General features: G+C 68.0%; 16 protein-coding genes. 11 read left to right on the top strand and 5 right to left on the bottom strand.

The annotated features are described in order from the left end of the window. Nucleotides 1–124: 124 nt before the first annotated feature. The 4 genes from AC5JCN_RS12470 to AC5JCN_RS12485 all read left to right on the top strand — a co-directional run bounded on the left by AC5JCN_RS12470 (nt 125) and on the right by AC5JCN_RS12485 (nt 3,280). Nucleotides 125–931, top strand: a complete 807-nt coding sequence (locus tag AC5JCN_RS12470) for a bestrophin-like domain (protein ID WP_495755384.1) — start codon at nt 125–127, stop codon at nt 929–931. Next, nucleotides 931–1,887, top strand: coding sequence for a TAXI family TRAP transporter solute-binding subunit (locus tag AC5JCN_RS12475; protein ID WP_495755385.1), 957 nt, complete (start codon nt 931–933; stop codon nt 1,885–1,887). The genes AC5JCN_RS12470 and AC5JCN_RS12475 overlap by 1 nt, the downstream gene beginning before the upstream one ends. Before the next feature lie 92 nt (nt 1,888–1,979). Beyond that, nucleotides 1,980–2,540, top strand: coding sequence for a TIGR00645 family protein (locus AC5JCN_RS12480; RefSeq protein ID WP_495755386.1), 561 nt, complete (start codon nt 1,980–1,982; stop codon nt 2,538–2,540). Between the two features lie 14 nt (nt 2,541–2,554). Next, on the top strand, nt 2,555–3,280 hold the full coding sequence (locus AC5JCN_RS12485) for a gamma-glutamylcyclotransferase (protein WP_495755387.1): 726 nt from the start codon (nt 2,555–2,557) through the stop codon (nt 3,278–3,280). On the opposite strand, the gene AC5JCN_RS12490 is transcribed toward AC5JCN_RS12485, so the two are convergent. Beyond that, entirely contained in the window at nt 3,277–3,531 is a 255-nt protein-coding gene (locus AC5JCN_RS12490; protein ID WP_495755388.1) for a hypothetical protein, read from the bottom strand. The two genes, AC5JCN_RS12485 and AC5JCN_RS12490, sit on opposite strands and share 4 nt — an antisense overlap. A gap of 156 nt (nt 3,532–3,687) precedes the next feature. Beyond that, nucleotides 3,688–4,206: a DUF1772 domain-containing protein gene (locus AC5JCN_RS12495; RefSeq protein WP_495755389.1), complete on the bottom strand. Its 519-nt coding sequence runs from the start codon at nt 4,204–4,206 to the stop codon at nt 3,688–3,690. Between the two features lie 114 nt (nt 4,207–4,320). Here AC5JCN_RS12495 and AC5JCN_RS12500 point away from each other — a divergent pair, with 114 nt between their 5' ends. Beyond that, nucleotides 4,321–5,349 carry a Gfo/Idh/MocA family protein gene (locus AC5JCN_RS12500; protein WP_495755390.1) on the top strand — a complete coding sequence of 343 codons (1,029 nt, stop codon included), beginning with the start codon at nt 4,321–4,323 and terminating at the stop codon, nt 5,347–5,349. 6 nt (nt 5,350–5,355) lie between these two features. Here the strand turns inward: AC5JCN_RS12500 and AC5JCN_RS12505 are convergent, their stop codons facing one another. Both AC5JCN_RS12505 and AC5JCN_RS12510 read right to left on the bottom strand, forming a co-directional pair. Beyond that, complete coding sequence (locus AC5JCN_RS12505; RefSeq protein WP_495755391.1) at nt 5,356–6,594, bottom strand: winged helix-turn-helix domain-containing protein; 1,239 nt, start codon at nt 6,592–6,594, stop codon at nt 5,356–5,358. Nucleotides 6,595–6,853: 259 nt separating this feature from the next. Then, nucleotides 6,854–7,231 (bottom strand): hypothetical protein, encoded by a 378-nt coding sequence (locus AC5JCN_RS12510; RefSeq protein ID WP_495755392.1) that lies wholly within the window; start codon nt 7,229–7,231, stop codon nt 6,854–6,856. Nucleotides 7,232–7,573: 342 nt separating this feature from the next. On the opposite strand from AC5JCN_RS12510, the gene AC5JCN_RS12515 reads away from it, so the two are divergent. Continuing rightward, entirely contained in the window at nt 7,574–8,854 is a 1,281-nt protein-coding gene (locus tag AC5JCN_RS12515; protein ID WP_495755393.1) for an OmpA family protein, read from the top strand. A gap of 159 nt (nt 8,855–9,013) precedes the next feature. On the opposite strand, the gene AC5JCN_RS12520 is transcribed toward AC5JCN_RS12515, so the two are convergent. After that, nucleotides 9,014–9,952: a LysR family transcriptional regulator gene (locus tag AC5JCN_RS12520; protein WP_495755394.1), complete on the bottom strand. Its 939-nt coding sequence runs from the start codon at nt 9,950–9,952 to the stop codon at nt 9,014–9,016. A 137-nt stretch (nt 9,953–10,089) separates the two neighbouring features. On the opposite strand from AC5JCN_RS12520, the gene AC5JCN_RS12525 reads away from it, so the two are divergent. From AC5JCN_RS12525 to cbbX, 5 genes are all read left to right on the top strand, one after another. Next, a complete protein-coding gene (locus tag AC5JCN_RS12525; protein ID WP_495755395.1) occupies nt 10,090–11,148 on the top strand; it encodes a class 1 fructose-bisphosphatase in 1,059 nt (352 codons plus the stop codon). Between the two features lie 7 nt (nt 11,149–11,155). Further along, nucleotides 11,156–12,028: a phosphoribulokinase gene (locus AC5JCN_RS12530; RefSeq protein ID WP_495755396.1), complete on the top strand. Its 873-nt coding sequence runs from the start codon at nt 11,156–11,158 to the stop codon at nt 12,026–12,028. A gap of 100 nt (nt 12,029–12,128) precedes the next feature. Beyond that, nucleotides 12,129–13,586, top strand: coding sequence for a form I ribulose bisphosphate carboxylase large subunit (locus AC5JCN_RS12535; protein WP_495755397.1), 1,458 nt, complete (start codon nt 12,129–12,131; stop codon nt 13,584–13,586). Between the two features lie 13 nt (nt 13,587–13,599). Further along, a complete protein-coding gene (locus tag AC5JCN_RS12540) occupies nt 13,600–14,019 on the top strand; it encodes a ribulose bisphosphate carboxylase small subunit (protein ID WP_495755398.1) in 420 nt (139 codons plus the stop codon). A gap of 203 nt (nt 14,020–14,222) precedes the next feature. Next, nucleotides 14,223–15,131 carry a CbbX protein gene (cbbX, locus tag AC5JCN_RS12545; protein WP_495755399.1) on the top strand — a complete coding sequence of 303 codons (909 nt, stop codon included), beginning with the start codon at nt 14,223–14,225 and terminating at the stop codon, nt 15,129–15,131. Nucleotides 15,132–15,251 lie beyond the last annotated feature (120 nt).

Here is a 15,251-nt window from a genome sequence, read left to right on the forward strand (position 1 = left end):
CCCGCGCCACTGTGCGGATGATGGGAGTTACGTCAATTTAGCGCAATCGGTCACCGGAAAAATATGCCATCAATGCACTTAAGCGCTGGCGTGGCCGCGGGCGCCGGTGTGGAGACGCGACGCAATGATGGCGACGCTCAATGCGTGGCTCGACCAGCAATCCCCGGCCTTTCTGGGCCTGGCCATTCCGCTCTTCTTCGTCGCGATCGCGTGGGCCGGCATCCTTTTCATCCGGCCGTTCCTGAGGCTTTGGCTCCGCGGCCAGCCGGGCTCCAACGACCTCGTGGCCTTCGCCAGCGCCGGGTTCAGCCTGTTCTACGGCCTGCTGCTGGGCCTGCTCTCCGTCGCGACCTATCAAGCCACCAAGGACATCGAGGACAACGTCGCACGCGAGGCGCTCGGCATCGGCACGATCTACCGCAGCAGCAACGGCTACCCGCAGCCGCTTCGCGGAGAGCTCCAGGCCGAACTGCGCGACTACACGCTCTATGTCGTCCGCAAGGACTGGCCGGCGCATGCGCGTGGCGAGGTTCCGCTGGGCGGGGAGCATCGGCTCCAGGTCATTCGCGACCAGCTCCTGTCCTTCGAGCCGACGACGAAGACACAGGAGATCCTGCACGGCGAGATTCTGCGCTACTTCAACGTGATGATCGGCCACCGCGAGCAGCGCCTCACCGGCGTCAGCGCCTCCATCCCCGAGGTGCTCTGGTACGTCGTCGCGATCGGCGCGCTGATCAACATTGCCTTCATGTGGATGCTCGAGATGAGGTTCATGCCGAACCTGATCCTCACCGGGCTCGTCTCGTTCTTCCTCGGGATCATGATCTTCCTGATCTACACGATGGACCGTCCGCTGCGAGGTGCCGTCAGCGTGCCGCCGGACGCGTTCGAGAACGTCTACGACACGGTGATGAAGTGGGACGCGAGTTGATGACACGGCTTCTCGCCGGGATCCTCGCCGCCCTGCTGATCGCCGCTCCGGCCGGCGCGCGGGCGCAGCAGGCCTTCGTCTCGGTCGGCTCCGGGGCGTCGATGGGCGTCTACTACAAGGTCGCGAAGGCGATCTGCGCCATCGTCAACCGCGACGTGCCCTCCTCCGTCGTCCGCTGCTCGCCAGAAGCGACGCCGGGCTCGATCTACAATCTCCAGCGCCTTGCCACGGGGGAACTCGACCTCGCAATCGTCCAGTCGGACCTTCAGAACGAGGCCTTCGTCGGCGAGGCGCCGCCTAACGGCGTGCCGATGCCGGAGCTGCGCTCGGTGCTGTCGCTCCATGGAGAACTGCTGACGGTCGTCGCGCCTGAGCGCGCGGGCATCACCGGGGTGGCGGACTTCACCGGCAAGCGCGTCAATGTTGGGCCGCTTGGATCCGGGACACGGGCGACGTGGAACCTGTTGTCGGATTCGATGGGCTGGACCGGCACCAGCGGACCTCGCGCCAGCGGACTGCGCCTCGACTCCACCACGTCTTCCCTCTGCGACGGCGGTTTGGACGCCAACGTGATGCTGGTGGGCCACCCCTCCGGCTTCGTGCGCCAGCAGCTGGAGGCCTGCCCGTCCCGCCTCGTGCCGCTGGAAGGGGCGGATATCGACCGGTATCTCGCAGCGCATCCCTCCGTGCATCGCGGCGTCATCGACGGTTCGCTCTACGGAGGGCGCCCGGACACGCCGACCATCGGCGTGACGGCCACGCTGGTGACAACGGCAGCCGCCGATCCGCGCGTCATCTACGCCATCGTCAAGGCCATCCTGGACGATCTCCAGGGGTTCAAGGCCATGGATCCCGCGCTGGCGGCACTCGATCCGTCCGATATGGCCCGCAAGGGACTGACAGCGCCGATGCACCCGGGCGCGGCCAAGGCGCTGCAGGAGGCGGGCTTGCGCTGATGTCCCAGGGCGTGGCGCGCGCGCCACTGGCGCCCGCGGAACCGGCCACCTATCTGCGGTCCTCACGCTCGAGCTTGCGAACGGACCCCCCGATGACAGACTACAGCGACACCCCGAAGCTGAAGCCCCTGCCCGCCCTGATTTTCGGTTCGAGGTGGCTGCAGTTGCCGCTCTATCTCGGGCTGATCCTGGCTCAGTGCGTCTACGTCTTCAAATTCATGAAGGAGCTCTGGCACCTCGTGTCGGATGCCACGACCTTCAGCGAGCAGCAGATTATGCTGATCGTGCTGGGGCTGATCGACGTGGTGATGATCTCCAACCTGCTCGTGATGGTGATCGTGGGCGGCTACGAAACCTTCGTCTCGCGCCTGCGGCTGACGGGCCATCCCGACCAGCCGGAATGGCTGAGCCACGTCAATGCCAGCGTGCTGAAGATCAAGCTGGCGATGGCCATCATCGGCATCTCCTCGATCCACCTGCTGCGGACCTTCATCGAAGCAGGCAATCTGGGCTCGCCCAACGCCGCCTATACGGAGGCGGGCATCATGTGGCAGACGATCATCCACACCGTCTTCATCCTGTCGGCAATCGGCATTGCCTATGTCGACAAGATCAGCCAGGCGACACAGACGCTCGGCAAAGGCGACCACTGACGCGGAATCAGCGGATGCCGGAACGCAAGGCAACCCATGATCCACTCGACCTGCCGAGGGGCATGGCCCTGACGGCAGAGCTCGTCGCGCGGGCCTCCCGTCCGGTGTCCGATCCCGGCCCAGAGCCGCATCTCGAGTACCAGACCGATGCGGACTACGACGCGGCGGTCGACGGCATTGTCTCCACGCGTCCCCCGGGAGACATCTGGCTCTTCGCCTATGGCTCGCTGATCTGGAAGCCGGAGGTCGAGCACCTCGCCGAGCGCATGGGCCGCGCGCGGGGCTGGCACCGCTCCTTCTGCTTCCGTGTCACGCGCTTCCGTGGAACGCGCGAGCAGCCCGGCCTGATGATGGCCCTCGATCGCGGGGGAGAGTGCCGCGGCATTCTTTACCGCCTGCCGGACGATGACCTCCCCGCCGTTCTCGGGCGGCTGTTCCGGAGGGAGTTCACGAGCAAGCCCGCCAACAGCATGCCGCGGTGGATCACGGTCGAGCCGGAAGGCGCCGCACCGATCAAGGCACTGGCCTTCGTGATGAACCGCCGCTCGCCTGTCTATACGGGCCGCCTCTCGCCACCGGAGGTCGCCGAGATTCTGGCTTCGGCCTGCGGCCACTGGGGTTCGGGCGCGGAATATCTGCACAACACGGTCCGCCATCTCGCCGGTCGCGGCATCCGCGACCGCAATTTGTGGCGGCTGCAGGCTCTCGTGGCGGAGCGGCTGGCGAGGAACGAAGCCTAGTCGCGCGGCTTGCGGACCGTCATGCGCAGCGGCAGCCGTCCGTTGACGCGGGCGGCAAGCCTGCCGACCGTCGCCTCGATCGTCTGCCTGTTGGCGCCGAACCGGTCGAGACCGGTCCCTGCGCCGGGAAGCACAGCGGCCTCCTCGGCAGGGATGTGGCAGGTGACGATACGGCCGTCGATGCGCACCGCGAAGGTGACACCTCCCGCTTCCTCGAACGGCTCGTAATGGGGACACGGTTCGACGCGCACGCGAACCTCCGCAACTGAACTGAGACTTAACCGACAACCAAGTCGGTATGTTAGATCAAGCTTGCTGCCCTCGCGTGACGCTTGTGCAGTTGTCCACCGCTTCGCGCGGAAGTGAACAATTTATCCAATTCATGCAATGTCAATTTAAAATGACGGTTAATCTGTCGATGCCCAGGCGAGAGATCCAAAGCCGGCAAGCTTGAGCAGGCCCACGACGATGTGTCCGGCCTCCCACCATCGCCTCACCGCGTCGGCACCCTCGGGCATGGGCCCTGGCACCCAGGTGGCGAGTTCCTTATTGGCCCGGACAACGATGGCGAACCACGCGAGGAGCGCCAGCGCGTAAAGTATTGCTGCTATGGCTGCCGGCCGGCCGCCCGGGCTCCTCCGCAGCAGCCACGCCGCGACCGCCGTCGCGATGATCGCCGAGATGTCGACGGGTCCCCCCAGGAGCGCGAACCAGGCGAACTGGGCATTGAACACGGTCGTCTCGCGCCAGAGCTCCAGCGGCCACGCGAGGCGCGGCGGAGCCTCCAGGATGTGCGCCCAGGATGGCGCAAGGCTGAGCGCGGCGAGAACGAGGGCAATCGCCAGCGCAAGGTCCCGACCAGCACGGCGAGCAGGCGCCTTTTGGACGTTGACGTGATCGCTGCGCTCCATGGCCGGTGAACGCATGAATGCCGGGGCCGGATCCAGTCAGGACTGCTTGGCCGGATTGACGGCGGCATGCCGGGGTGCAGGATGCGCCCGCGCCGCCGGCGGTGACCGGCGCGAGAGGGAGGATCGTGCATGGACCGGGTTCGTGTCGCGTTGATCGGCTGCGGCTTCTACGCCCAGAACCACCTGCACGCCTGGAAGCATCTCGGCCCTCAGGGCGCCGACCTCGTGGCCGTCTGCGACCGCGACCCCGCCAAGGCGAAGGCCGCGGGCGAGCGCTTCGGTGCTCCGTTCTTCACAGACGCGGCGGCCATGTTCGACGCCGTCAAGGTCGACCTCGTCGACATCACCACGCGCATGGAAACGCATCGCGAGCTCGCAGCGCTCGCGGCCGACCGCGGGGTGGGTGCCGTCGTGCAGAAGCCCTTCGCTCCGGACTGGGAGACCTGCAAGGCCATCGTCGCCAACGCACAGGCGCGGGGCACCTGGCTCGCCGTGCACGAGAATTTCCGCTTCCAGACGTCGATGCAGCGGGTGCGGGACGTCATCGCGTCCGGGGCCATCGGCGAGCCGAACTGGGGCCGCCTCGCTTTCCGCACCGGCTTCGACGTCTACCGGACGCAGCCCTATTTTTACGAGGAGACGCGCTTCGCCATCCTCGACGTCGGCATCCACATTCTCGATCTCGCCCGCTATTTCCTCAGCGAGGTGGACCGCGTCTCCTGCGAGACGCAGCGCCGCAACCCGAAGGTGAAGGGCGAGGATACGGCGACGATCATGATGCGTCATGCGTCGGGCGCGGTATCCACCGTGGAGTGCACCTACGAGGCGCGGCGCATTCCCGATCCCTTTCCGGAAACGTTGCTCGAGATCGAGGGGCCGGCGGGATCCATCGTCGTGTCTCCCGGCGAAAAGATGCGCGTCACGACGCAGGGTCTCTACTTCGATGAGGAGATCGGCGGCGGGCTGCTTTCCTGGACGCAGCGGCCTTGGCACGTGTCGCAGGAGGCCGTGCTGCACACCTGCGCGCACATGCTCGAGACGTTCCGCCATGGCCGCCCCGCCGACACATCCGGCGAAGACAACCTGCGGACCTACGCGCTGGTCGAGGCGGCCTATGAGAGCGCGGCCACCGGCCGGGCCGTGAAACCGCCAGTCTGAAGGGGCTCAGGCGAGCGCCGAGGCCAAAGGCGCGGCGAGGTCGCCCTTTTGCGTGACCTCGACCGTATCGAGGCCGAGCCACCGCTGCAGAAGGCGGAGTTCCCCGGCCAGCGCCGCGCAGACCTCGCCATGGTCTCCGCCCGGCTCGGAATGAGCCGACAGGACGCAGAGCCTGCATCCCTGCCGATCGGCCTTGAGGTCCACCCGCGCGGCCACGCCGTCTCCCAGCACGAAGGGCAGGACGTAGTAGCCATGCTCGCGCTTGTGCGCCGGCGTGTAGATTTCGATGCGGTAGCGCAACCCGAAGAGCCGCTCGACCCGGTCGCGTTCCCACAGGAGGGGATCGAAGGGCGACACGAGCGCCCGTGCCTCGGGCTTGCGCGGGATCCGCGCACCGGCCGCCATGAAGGCCTGCTGCGTCCAGCCTTTCACTGACACGGGGACGAGTGCCCCCTCCTCCACAAGCTCGGCTACGCGCGGTGCGGCATCGCCAGGGCCGATGCGGAAATAGCTCCGCAGGTCGCGCAGCGTGGCGACGCCGAGGGCGGATGCGGCCGTGCGCAGGAGAACGCGGATCGCCTCCTCCGGCTCAGGCGTCGGTGCGTCGAGAATAGCGCGGGGCAGCACGCGCTCGGGCAGGTCGTAGACGCGATCGAAACCGGCACGGCGTCCAGCCGTGGTCAGCAAACCGGCCCAGAACAGCCATTCAAGCGCCCGCTTCGTGTCGCTCCATCCCCACCACGTTCCGGCGCCCCTGGCATCTTCGCCGAGGTCGCGGGCACTCAAGGCGCCACGCTTGCGGACCAGGTCCAGCGTGGCATCGACGAAGTCGCGCCGCTCGCGGCCGAACACGGCGAGGTTGCCGTAGATGCCCTGGCCGGCCCGCGCCCGGTCCATGCGCCACCGCAGGGCCGGCTGCAGCCCGACCCTGATGAGAGAGGCTTCGTGTCCCCAGTACTCGAACAGGATGCGCCGGCGCCCGCCATAGGCGGCATTCTCGAGCAGGCCGGTGTCGTAGGCGCCGAGCCGCGAGAAGCCCGGCATGAAATGCGCCCGGGCGAGCACATTCACCGAGTCGATCTGCAGCATGCCGAGCCGCGCCACGAGGGCCGCGAAGTCCTTGCGGCCCGGCTCCGCCGGCCGGGCCCGTGCCAGGCCGAGGCTGGCGAGGGCGGCCCGGCGGGCCTGCCGGGTCGTGAGAGCGAGCCGGGGCGTGGCGGGAAGGGGGATGTCTGCGTCGGTCACGAAGGCACTCTGGATTCGCCGCCGCGATGCTAGGCCAGATCGAACGGATGAAGAACAACCGAATTGCCGGATGGAACTGGTCCGGAGGCTCGCCCGTTGCGCCCGTCCGGCCACGGTGCCGGCAGAAAACTTGCGGGCCGGGGGGCCCTGAATGGATGAGAGACCTATGACGCACCACCATTCGTCGCCGCGGGCCCGTCGTGTGCTTGGCCGTGCCCTCCTCGCCGGTGCGCTCGCGCCTGCCCTTCTCGTGCCGCCGTCATGGGCGGGACAGGGGTCCGGCAGTGTGATCCTTGCGCAGGCCGAGCCCGGCGCAAACGGAGAAGAGTTGCTGCGCCGCCAGCGCCAGCAGCCAGGTGGCCCCGCCCAGCGCCCACAGCGGCAGCAGGGCGAGGACGGCGGCGCGCCGCAGCGCGGGCCACAGCAGAACGAAGGTGCGCGCCAGCGCCCGCCAGCGCCGGATGCCCGCCAGGGCGAGCCTGGCGGCCAGCCGAACCGCCGTCCCGAGCCGCCGGCGCCACGCCAGCCGGGGCTCGATGCGCCGAGGCGCGAGGCACCGCCCTCCGCGGCCGAGCCGAGGGCTGGACAGTCGGAGAGCGACGCACCCGCGCAGGCGCCGCGCCGCCAGCGGCCGCAACAGGCCGAGCCCGGCGATGCGCCCGTGCCGCGCAGGACGCCGGACGCTCCGCGGCCGGACGCCCCGCAGAAGCCACCCGCACCGCGGGCCGCTCCGGCTGAGGCCCAGCCTCCGGCAGCACCGCAGCCTCCTGCGCAGCGCCAGAACAGGACGCCCCAGCCCCCAGCGCCTGGCGAGGCGGCACCGGACAGCCCCGGCGCACCTGCTCCGCGTGCGCAGGAGCCGCGCCCGGCCAGGACGCCGGACGCGCAGCGGCCGGCAGGAGAGGCTCCGAACGGTAAGCCACCGGCGCCGCCGCCGCCGGCTGCTCCCCAGGCCCCACCCGCGCCCGCCCGGCAGGGCGTGGCCCCACAGCCTGGGCAGCCCGCGCCGGCCGGGGGTCGGCCACAGGCGGCTCCCGCCCAGCCCGCACCCGGGCAGACCGCGCCCGCCCCGTCCGCCACGGAGCAGGCTCCCGCCGGCCGGCGGGACGGACAGGTCGGCGACCGCGACGGGCAGAACGGAAACCGGGACGGGCAGATTGGCAACCGGGACGGGCTCAATGGCAACCGGGATGGCCAGATCGGCAACCGGGACGGGCTCAACGGCAACCGGGATGGACGCATCGGGCAGGACCAGGTCCAGGGCCAGCCGCAGGAGCGCAGGCGGGGGCTCGACCCCGGCGCGGCTGCCGCGCTCGGGGCAGCGGCCGGCTTCGCCGGCGGTTTCGTGGCCTCCCAGGGCGTGCGCGGCATCGACGATGTCCGCCAGCGGCGCGAGGAGTTCACGGACAATGGCGTGACCGTCATCCGCGAGCCAGGGCGCACGATCGTCCAGGAGAACGGCCGCAGCTATCTGCGCCATGACGAGACCGAGCGCTTCCGGGACCTCGGCGGCGACGTGCGCATGGAGCGGCGCGGTGCCGAGCAGGTGACGGTCTACCAGCGGGGGGATGGCAGCGAAATCGTCACCGTCACGGACGAGACCGGCCGCCTGATCCGCCGTACCCGCCGCGCTAGGGACGGCGAGGAGGTGGTGATCATCGACAATGGCTGGGACAGGCGGCCCGCGCGGCTGGAAGAGGAGGTCGTGGACCTGCCGCCGCCCAGGCTGCGCATCCCGAGGGAGCGCTACATCGTCAATGCCGAGGGCGCGGACGAGGAGACGATCTACGAGACGCTGACTGCCCCCGAGGTCGATCCGGTGCCGCAGCGCTACACTCTGGACCAGGTGCGCTACAGCCCGGATGTGCGCGCACGCATGCGCAGCGTCGACGTTGACACCATCACCTTCGAAACCGGCTCTTGGGAGGTCGATCCAGGACAGGCGCCGCGCCTGCGCGTCCTCGCAGATGCCGTGAGGAGGGCGGTCGACCGCAATCCGCGGGAGGTCTTCCTTGTCGAGGGCCACACGGACGCGGTGGGCTCCGACGTCGACAACCTGTCTCTCTCGGACCGCCGGGCGCAGTCCGTCGCGGCGGTGCTCACCCGCGACTTCGGCGTGCCGCCGGAAAACCTGACCACCCAGGGCTATGGCGAGCAGTACCCGAAGGTCCAGACCGACGGACCCTCGCGAGAGAACCGCCGCGTCACGATCCGGCGCATCACGCCGCTGCTAAACGGGCCTAAGACAAGCCAGCAGTAGTTTAGACAGCTGTCACAGGAGGCTCCCCTCCCTGCCCTCCCCCGCAAGCGGGGGAGGGTTCCGGAGCCTTATTCGCGACGCATCGTCGACGTGACGCTGGAAACCCTCCCCCGCTTGCGGGGGAGGGGTGGCCCGGGGAATTCAGGGAAGGAGCCGCCGTCAGCCCTGCCCGCGCAATCCCATCTGCGGCAGGAACCGCACCGCCTCCCTGCCCATGAACTCCAGCAGCGCGCGGGAGGGTGGCAGGAGCACCTTTTCCGGCCGATGCACGACGTGCCATTGGCGCACGAGCGGCAGTCCCTCGACGGAGAGCACCGCAAGCCTTCCGTCGGCGACTTCGCTCGCCACGGTGTGCCCGGAGATGAAAGCGACGCCGAGCCCGGCCATGACCGCCTGCTTGATCGTCTCGTTGCTGGTGATCTCCATGCCGATGCGCGGCGTGACGCCCGACTCGGCGAAAAGCTTCTCCATCAGCGCCCGGGTTCCCGAGCCCTGCTCGCGGATGATGAAGATCTCGCCCGCGAGGTCCTGCACCCTCACTTCCGCCTTCCCGGCGAGGGGATGCGATGGCGGTGCCACGATGACGTGCGGGTGGTCACCGATCAGCACGCGTTCGAGTGGCAGTTCGGTCGGCGGGCGGCCGATGACCGCGATGTCGAGCGCGAAGTCGCGCAGGGCCCGGATGATCTCCTCCCGGTTGCCAATGGTGAGCCGCACCTCGATGTCGGGAAAGGCCTTGGCGAATGCCGCGATGGCGAAGGGCGCGAAATACTTGGCGGTGCTGACCACGCCGATCGAGACGCGTCCGCCCGTGAGGCCGCGGATCATGTCCAGCTCGGTCGAGCAGTCGGTGATCGCGGTGGCGATGCGATCGTAGAGGGTGAGCAGGGCACGGCCGGCGTCGGTCGGCATCATGCCTTCGGAGGTCCGCTCCAGCAGCGGGAGGTCGACCAGCTCCTGCAGGTTGCGGATCTGAAGCGTGACAGCGGGCTGGGTGAGGTTGAGCCGGTCGGCGGCCTCGGTCACGCTCCCCGATCGCGCAACGGCAGCGATGGCGCGAAGCTGGCGCAGCGACAGATTGTGCAGGTTGCCAGCCATATAAGCACAACTTTGGTGGCGCCCAAGAATTCCAAATTTCCCTTATCGGCCGGCCATCGTCAACATGAGGGCATCGCAAAGCGACAGCGGCGCGGACACGGCGGCCAACGCCGGAAAGCCAAAGGGAGGAATGCGCAATGCCGCACCCCGGACGCCTGCCGGACGCCATCAGCCTGTCCAGCTTCCTCGATGCCTGGGCAAACGGACAGATGGACCGCCAGGCGCTGGCCCGCATCGTGTCCCGTCTCGCCGGTGCGGCCGCGGAAATCTCGGGACTTGTCGCGCTTAACGGAATCGAGGGCGCCTTTGGCGCGGCGGCGGGCAGCAATGCCGATGGCGACGTGCAGAAGGAACTCGACCTGCGGACCCACGAGATTGCCATGCAGGCCCTCGGTGAGGCCGGGGCCGGCGCGGTGCTGTCGGAAGAAGGCGACAAGGTCGTAATCCTTGATCCCGCGGCGCTTTATGCGGTCGCCATCGACCCTCTCGACGGCTCGTCCAACATCGACACCAACATGTCGATCGGGACGATCTTCTCCGTCGTGCCGAACGAGACGACTGAAGGACCTCTCGGACCCTTTTCCGGCTCGGCTCGCCGGCAGGTCGCGGCCGGCTTTGCCGTCTATGGCCCGCAGACCACCCTCGTCCTGACGCTCGGCAAGGGCGTCGACATCTTTGCGCTCGACCGGCGCGACGGCACCTTTCGCCTTGTCCGCAGCGGCGTGACCATCCCGCACGGCGTGCGCGAATACGCGATCAACGCCTCGAACTACAGGCACTGGGACCAGTCCGTGCGGACCTATGTCGACGACTGCCTCAACGGTGCCGACGGCCTGCGCGGGCAGGACTTCAACATGCGCTGGATCGGCTCGCTGGTGGCGGAAGCCTACCGCATCCTCGTGCGCGGCGGCATCTTCCTCTATCCCTCCGACAGCCGTCCCGGCTACGAGAATGGCCGCCTGCGCCTGCTCTACGAGGCCGCGCCGATCGCCATGATCATGGAAGCGGCCGGGGGCCTCGCCTCGACCGGGCGCGAACGCATCCTCGACCTGTCCGCCAAGGCGCCGCACCAGAGGGTGCCGCTGATCTTCGGCGCCGCCAACAAGGTCGAACGCCTCGAGCGCCTGCACGACGGCGCCGAACCGGATGCCGAGCGCTCACCCCTTTTCGGCCGCCGCGGCCTGTTCCGGATCTGAGGCCGCCATGTCGATAGCGCACCCCATCATCTCCATCACCGGCTCGTCCGGAGCCGGCACGACCTCGGTGAAGAACACCTTCGAGCAGATTTTCCGGCGCGAGAACGTCAACGCCGCCTATATCGAGGGCGACGCCTACCATCGCTATGATCGCGCCGAGATGCGGGTGCGCATGGCCGAGGAAGCGGCCCGCGGCAACAAGCATTTCAGCCATTTCAGCCCCGACACGAACCTGTTCGAGGAGCTGGAGAACACCTTCCGCAGCTATGCCGAGACGGGGACCGGCCGCACCCGGCAATACGTCCATGACGAGAAGGAAGCGGAGAGGTACGGCGCTCCTCCCGGCACGTTCACGCCGTGGGCCGACCTGCCGCACAAGACGGACCTGCTGTTCTACGAGGGGCTGCACGGGGCGGTTGTCACCGACAAGGTCGACGTCGCGCGCTGGGCCGACCTCAAGATCGGCGTCGTCCCGGTCATCAACCTCGAATGGATCCAGAAGCTTCACCGCGACCGCAGTTCGCGCGGCTACTCCACCGAGGCGGTGACCGACACGATCCTCCGGCGCATGCCCGACTACATCAACTACATCTGTCCGCAGTTCACCGAGACGGACATCAACTTCCAGCGCGTGCCGACGGTGGACACGTCGAACCCCTTCATCGCCCGCTGGATACCGACCCCGGACGAGTCGATGGTCGTCATCCGCTTCCGCAATCCGCGCGGCATCGACTTTCCCTACCTGCTCTCGATGATGCACGGCAGCTTCATGTCGAGGGCCAATTCCATCGTCATCCCCGGCGGGAAGCTCGACCTCGCCATGCAGGTGATCCTGACACCCATGATTCTCCGGCTGATCGAGCGCCGAAGACGGGCCTGAGCCTGCGCTGTTCCATCCGCGCCTGACCTCGCCGGGGAGACTTCTCACCGGACGGGAGAGGTGCGTCCCGAAGCACGATTTCACGCGAGAGGACCACGCCATGAACAAGGTCGACACCGTCAGGGGCAAGGACCGCTACCGCTCCGGCGTCATGGAATACCGCCGGATGGGCTACTGGGAGCCCGACTACGTGCCGTCCGACACGGACGTGATCGCCCTCTTCCGCGTCACGCCGCAGGACGGCGTCGACCCGATCGAGGCTTCGGCGGCCGTCGCCGGCGAAAGCTCCACCGCCACCTGGACGGTGGTGTGGACCGACCGCCTGACGGCCTGCGAAAAGTACCGCGCCAAGTGCTACCGCGTGGACCCGGTGCCGAACACGCCCGGCTCCTGGTTCGCCTACATCGCCTACGACCTCGATCTGTTCGAGTCTGGCTCCATCGCCAATCTCTCGGCCTCGATCATTGGCAACGTCTTCGGCTTCAAGCCGCTGAAGGCGCTGCGGCTCGAGGACATGCGGCTGCCCGTCGCCTATGTGAAGACGTTCCAGGGGCCGGCCACCGGCATCGTCGTGGAGCGCGAGCGCCTCGACAAGTTCGGACGGCCGCTGCTCGGCGCGACCGTGAAGCCCAAGCTCGGCCTCTCCGGCCGCAACTACGGGCGCGTCGTCTACGAGGCGCTGAAGGGCGGGCTCGACTTCACCAAGGATGACGAGAACATCAACTCGCAGCCCTTCATGCATTGGCGCGAGCGCTTCCTCTACTGCATGGAGGCCGTCAACAAGGCTCAGGCCGCCACCGGCGAGGTGAAAGGCACCTACCTCAACGTCACCGCCGGGACGATGGAGGACATGTACGAGCGCGCCGAGTTCGCCAAGGAACTCGGCTCCTGCATCGTCATGATCGACCTCGTGATCGGCTACACGGCCATCCAGTCCATGGCCAAGTGGGCGCGCAGGAACGACATGATCCTGCACCTGCATCGCGCCGGCCACTCCACCTACACGCGGCAGAAGACGCATGGCGTCTCTTTCCGCGTCATCGCCAAGTGGATGCGGCTCGCCGGCGTCGACCACATCCATGCCGGCACGGTGGTCGGCAAGCTGGAGGGGGATCCCGCCACGACGCGCGGCTACTACGACATCTGCCGTGAGGACAGGAATCCGATGCGCCTCGAGCACGGGATCTTCTTCGACCAGAACTGGGCCAGCCTGAACCGGATGATGCCGGTCGCCTCAGGCGGCATCCATGCCGGCCAGATGCACCAGCTGCTCGACCTGCTCGGCGAGGACGTGGTGCTGCAGTTCGGCGGCGGCACCATCGGGCACCCGATGGGGATCCAGGCCGGCGCCATCGCCAACCGCGTCGCCCTGGAAGCGATGGTGCTGGCTCGCAACGAGGGCCGCGACATCGTCGAGGAGGGCCCGGAGATCCTCGAGGACGCCGCTCGCACCTGCCTGCCGCTGCGCCAGGCGCTGGAGACGTGGAAGGACGTGACCTTCAACTACGCCTCCACGGACACGCCCGACTTCGTCCCCACCGCCACCGCGAGCTTCTGAGGAGCATCACGCCATGCGCATCGCCCAGGGCGCCTTTTCATTCCTGCCAGACCTCACCGACGACCAGATCCGCCGGCAGGTGCAGTACTGCCTCGACCATGGCTGGGCCGTGAACATCGAGCACACCGACGACCCGCATCCCCGGAACACCTACTGGGAGCTGTGGGGCCTGCCGATGTTCGACCTCCAGGACGCGCAGGGCGTCATGATGGAGCTCGAAGCCTGCCGCAAGGCCCAGCCGCACGGCTACATCCGCCTGTCTGCCTTCGACAGCTCGCATGGCTGGGAGTCGGTGAAGCTCTCCTTCATCGTCCACCGCCCGGCCGACGAGGACGGCTTCGCCCTCGAGCGGCAGGAACTGTCCGGCCGCAACCTGCGCTACACGACCCGCGCCTATGCGACGAACAAGCCGGAAGGGCAGAGGTACCGGTAGACGCGGCCTCGTCCGTTCTGAGAGGGCACGGGAACCCCTCTCCCGTATGGGAGAGGGGCAGGGGTGAGGGACTGGTCCGCGCCCACTCTCGCAGCATGGTCCCTCACCCTCCATCCCTCTCCCGAACGGGAGAGGGGGACTTCGGCGGCTCGCCTTCTTCGGCCCTGTTTCAGCCGAGCACGACCCAAGCAAACGGAGCATCCATGTCCGAAGCGCATTCCATCGCGCCTGTCGTCGACTCCGTGGATCTGCGGGCGGAGTACGAGAAGGCCGGCATCGCCGAGGTGCTCGGCAAGCTCGATGCAGAGCTGGTCGGCCTCGCGCCGGTGAAGACGCGCATCCGCGAGATCGCCTCGCTGCTGCTCATCGAGAAGGTGCGCCAGCAGCTGGGTCTGTCGACCGAGGCGCCGACGCTGCACATGTCGTTCACCGGCAACCCCGGCACGGGCAAGACCACGGTCGCGCTGCGCATGTCGGAGATCCTGCATCGGCTGGGCTTCGTCCGCCGGGGCCATCTCGTCTCGGTCACGCGCGACGACCTCGTCGGCCAGTACATCGGCCACACCGCCCCCAAGACGAAGGAGATCCTCAAGAAGGCCATGGGCGGCGTGCTCTTCATCGACGAGGCGTACTACCTCTACCGGCCCGAGAACGAGCGCGACTACGGCCAGGAGGCGATCGAGATCCTGCTGCAGGTGATGGAGACGCAGCGCGAGGACCTGGTCGTGATCCTGGCCGGCTACGCGGACCGGATGGAGACTTTCTATACGGCCAACCCGGGCTTCCGCTCGCGCATCGCCCACCACATCGACTTCCCCGACTATTCCGACGACGAGCTGCTGAAGATCGCGGGCCTGATGCTGGACCGCCAGAGCTACCGTCTCAGCCCGGAGGCGGAAGAGGCCTTCCGACGCTATATCGCGGCCCGCCGGTCGCAGCCGCTGTTTTCCAACGCCCGCTCGATCCGCAACGCGCTGGACCGGGCCCGCCTGAGGCAGGCCAACCGTCTCGTCGCAGATCTCGACCGGAAACTCACGCGGGAAGACATCATGACGATCGGCGCGGAAGACATCCTGGCCAGCCGGGTGTTCAAGACGGCTGAGGCGGGCTGACGGCGCCGCGCCGTCACGTTCTGGCCGCGACACCATGCCAGAAGATGAGCGAGGCTCGGGGGATCAGGCATCCATCGGGCCCGCCATGCATTGTCGTCGTCGAGAATCGTACCGGGACCC

The sequence above is a fragment of the Alsobacter sp. genome (assembly GCF_059501845.1).

Bases quoted from the DNA above. Each gene is read 5' to 3' on its own strand.
- cbbX (WP_495755399.1), top strand. From the start codon at position 14,223: ATGTCCGAAGCGCATTCCATCGCGCCTGTCGTCGACTCCGTGGATCTG.
- AC5JCN_RS12530 (WP_495755396.1), top strand. From the start codon at position 11,156: ATGTCGATAGCGCACCCCATCATCTCCATCACCGGCTCGTCCGGAGCC.
- AC5JCN_RS12485 (WP_495755387.1), top strand. From the start codon at position 2,555: ATGCCGGAACGCAAGGCAACCCATGATCCACTCGACCTGCCGAGGGGC.
- AC5JCN_RS12500 (WP_495755390.1), top strand. From the start codon at position 4,321: ATGGACCGGGTTCGTGTCGCGTTGATCGGCTGCGGCTTCTACGCCCAG.
- AC5JCN_RS12470 (WP_495755384.1), top strand. From the start codon at position 125: ATGATGGCGACGCTCAATGCGTGGCTCGACCAGCAATCCCCGGCCTTT.
- AC5JCN_RS12495 (WP_495755389.1), bottom strand. From the start codon at position 4,206: ATGCGTTCACCGGCCATGGAGCGCAGCGATCACGTCAACGTCCAAAAG.
- AC5JCN_RS12480 (WP_495755386.1), top strand. From the start codon at position 1,980: ATGACAGACTACAGCGACACCCCGAAGCTGAAGCCCCTGCCCGCCCTG.
- AC5JCN_RS12520 (WP_495755394.1), bottom strand. From the start codon at position 9,952: ATGGCTGGCAACCTGCACAATCTGTCGCTGCGCCAGCTTCGCGCCATC.
- AC5JCN_RS12540 (WP_495755398.1), top strand. From the start codon at position 13,600: ATGCGCATCGCCCAGGGCGCCTTTTCATTCCTGCCAGACCTCACCGAC.
- AC5JCN_RS12475 (WP_495755385.1), top strand. From the start codon at position 931: ATGACACGGCTTCTCGCCGGGATCCTCGCCGCCCTGCTGATCGCCGCT.
- AC5JCN_RS12535 (WP_495755397.1), top strand. From the start codon at position 12,129: ATGAACAAGGTCGACACCGTCAGGGGCAAGGACCGCTACCGCTCCGGC.
- AC5JCN_RS12525 (WP_495755395.1), top strand. From the start codon at position 10,090: ATGCCGCACCCCGGACGCCTGCCGGACGCCATCAGCCTGTCCAGCTTC.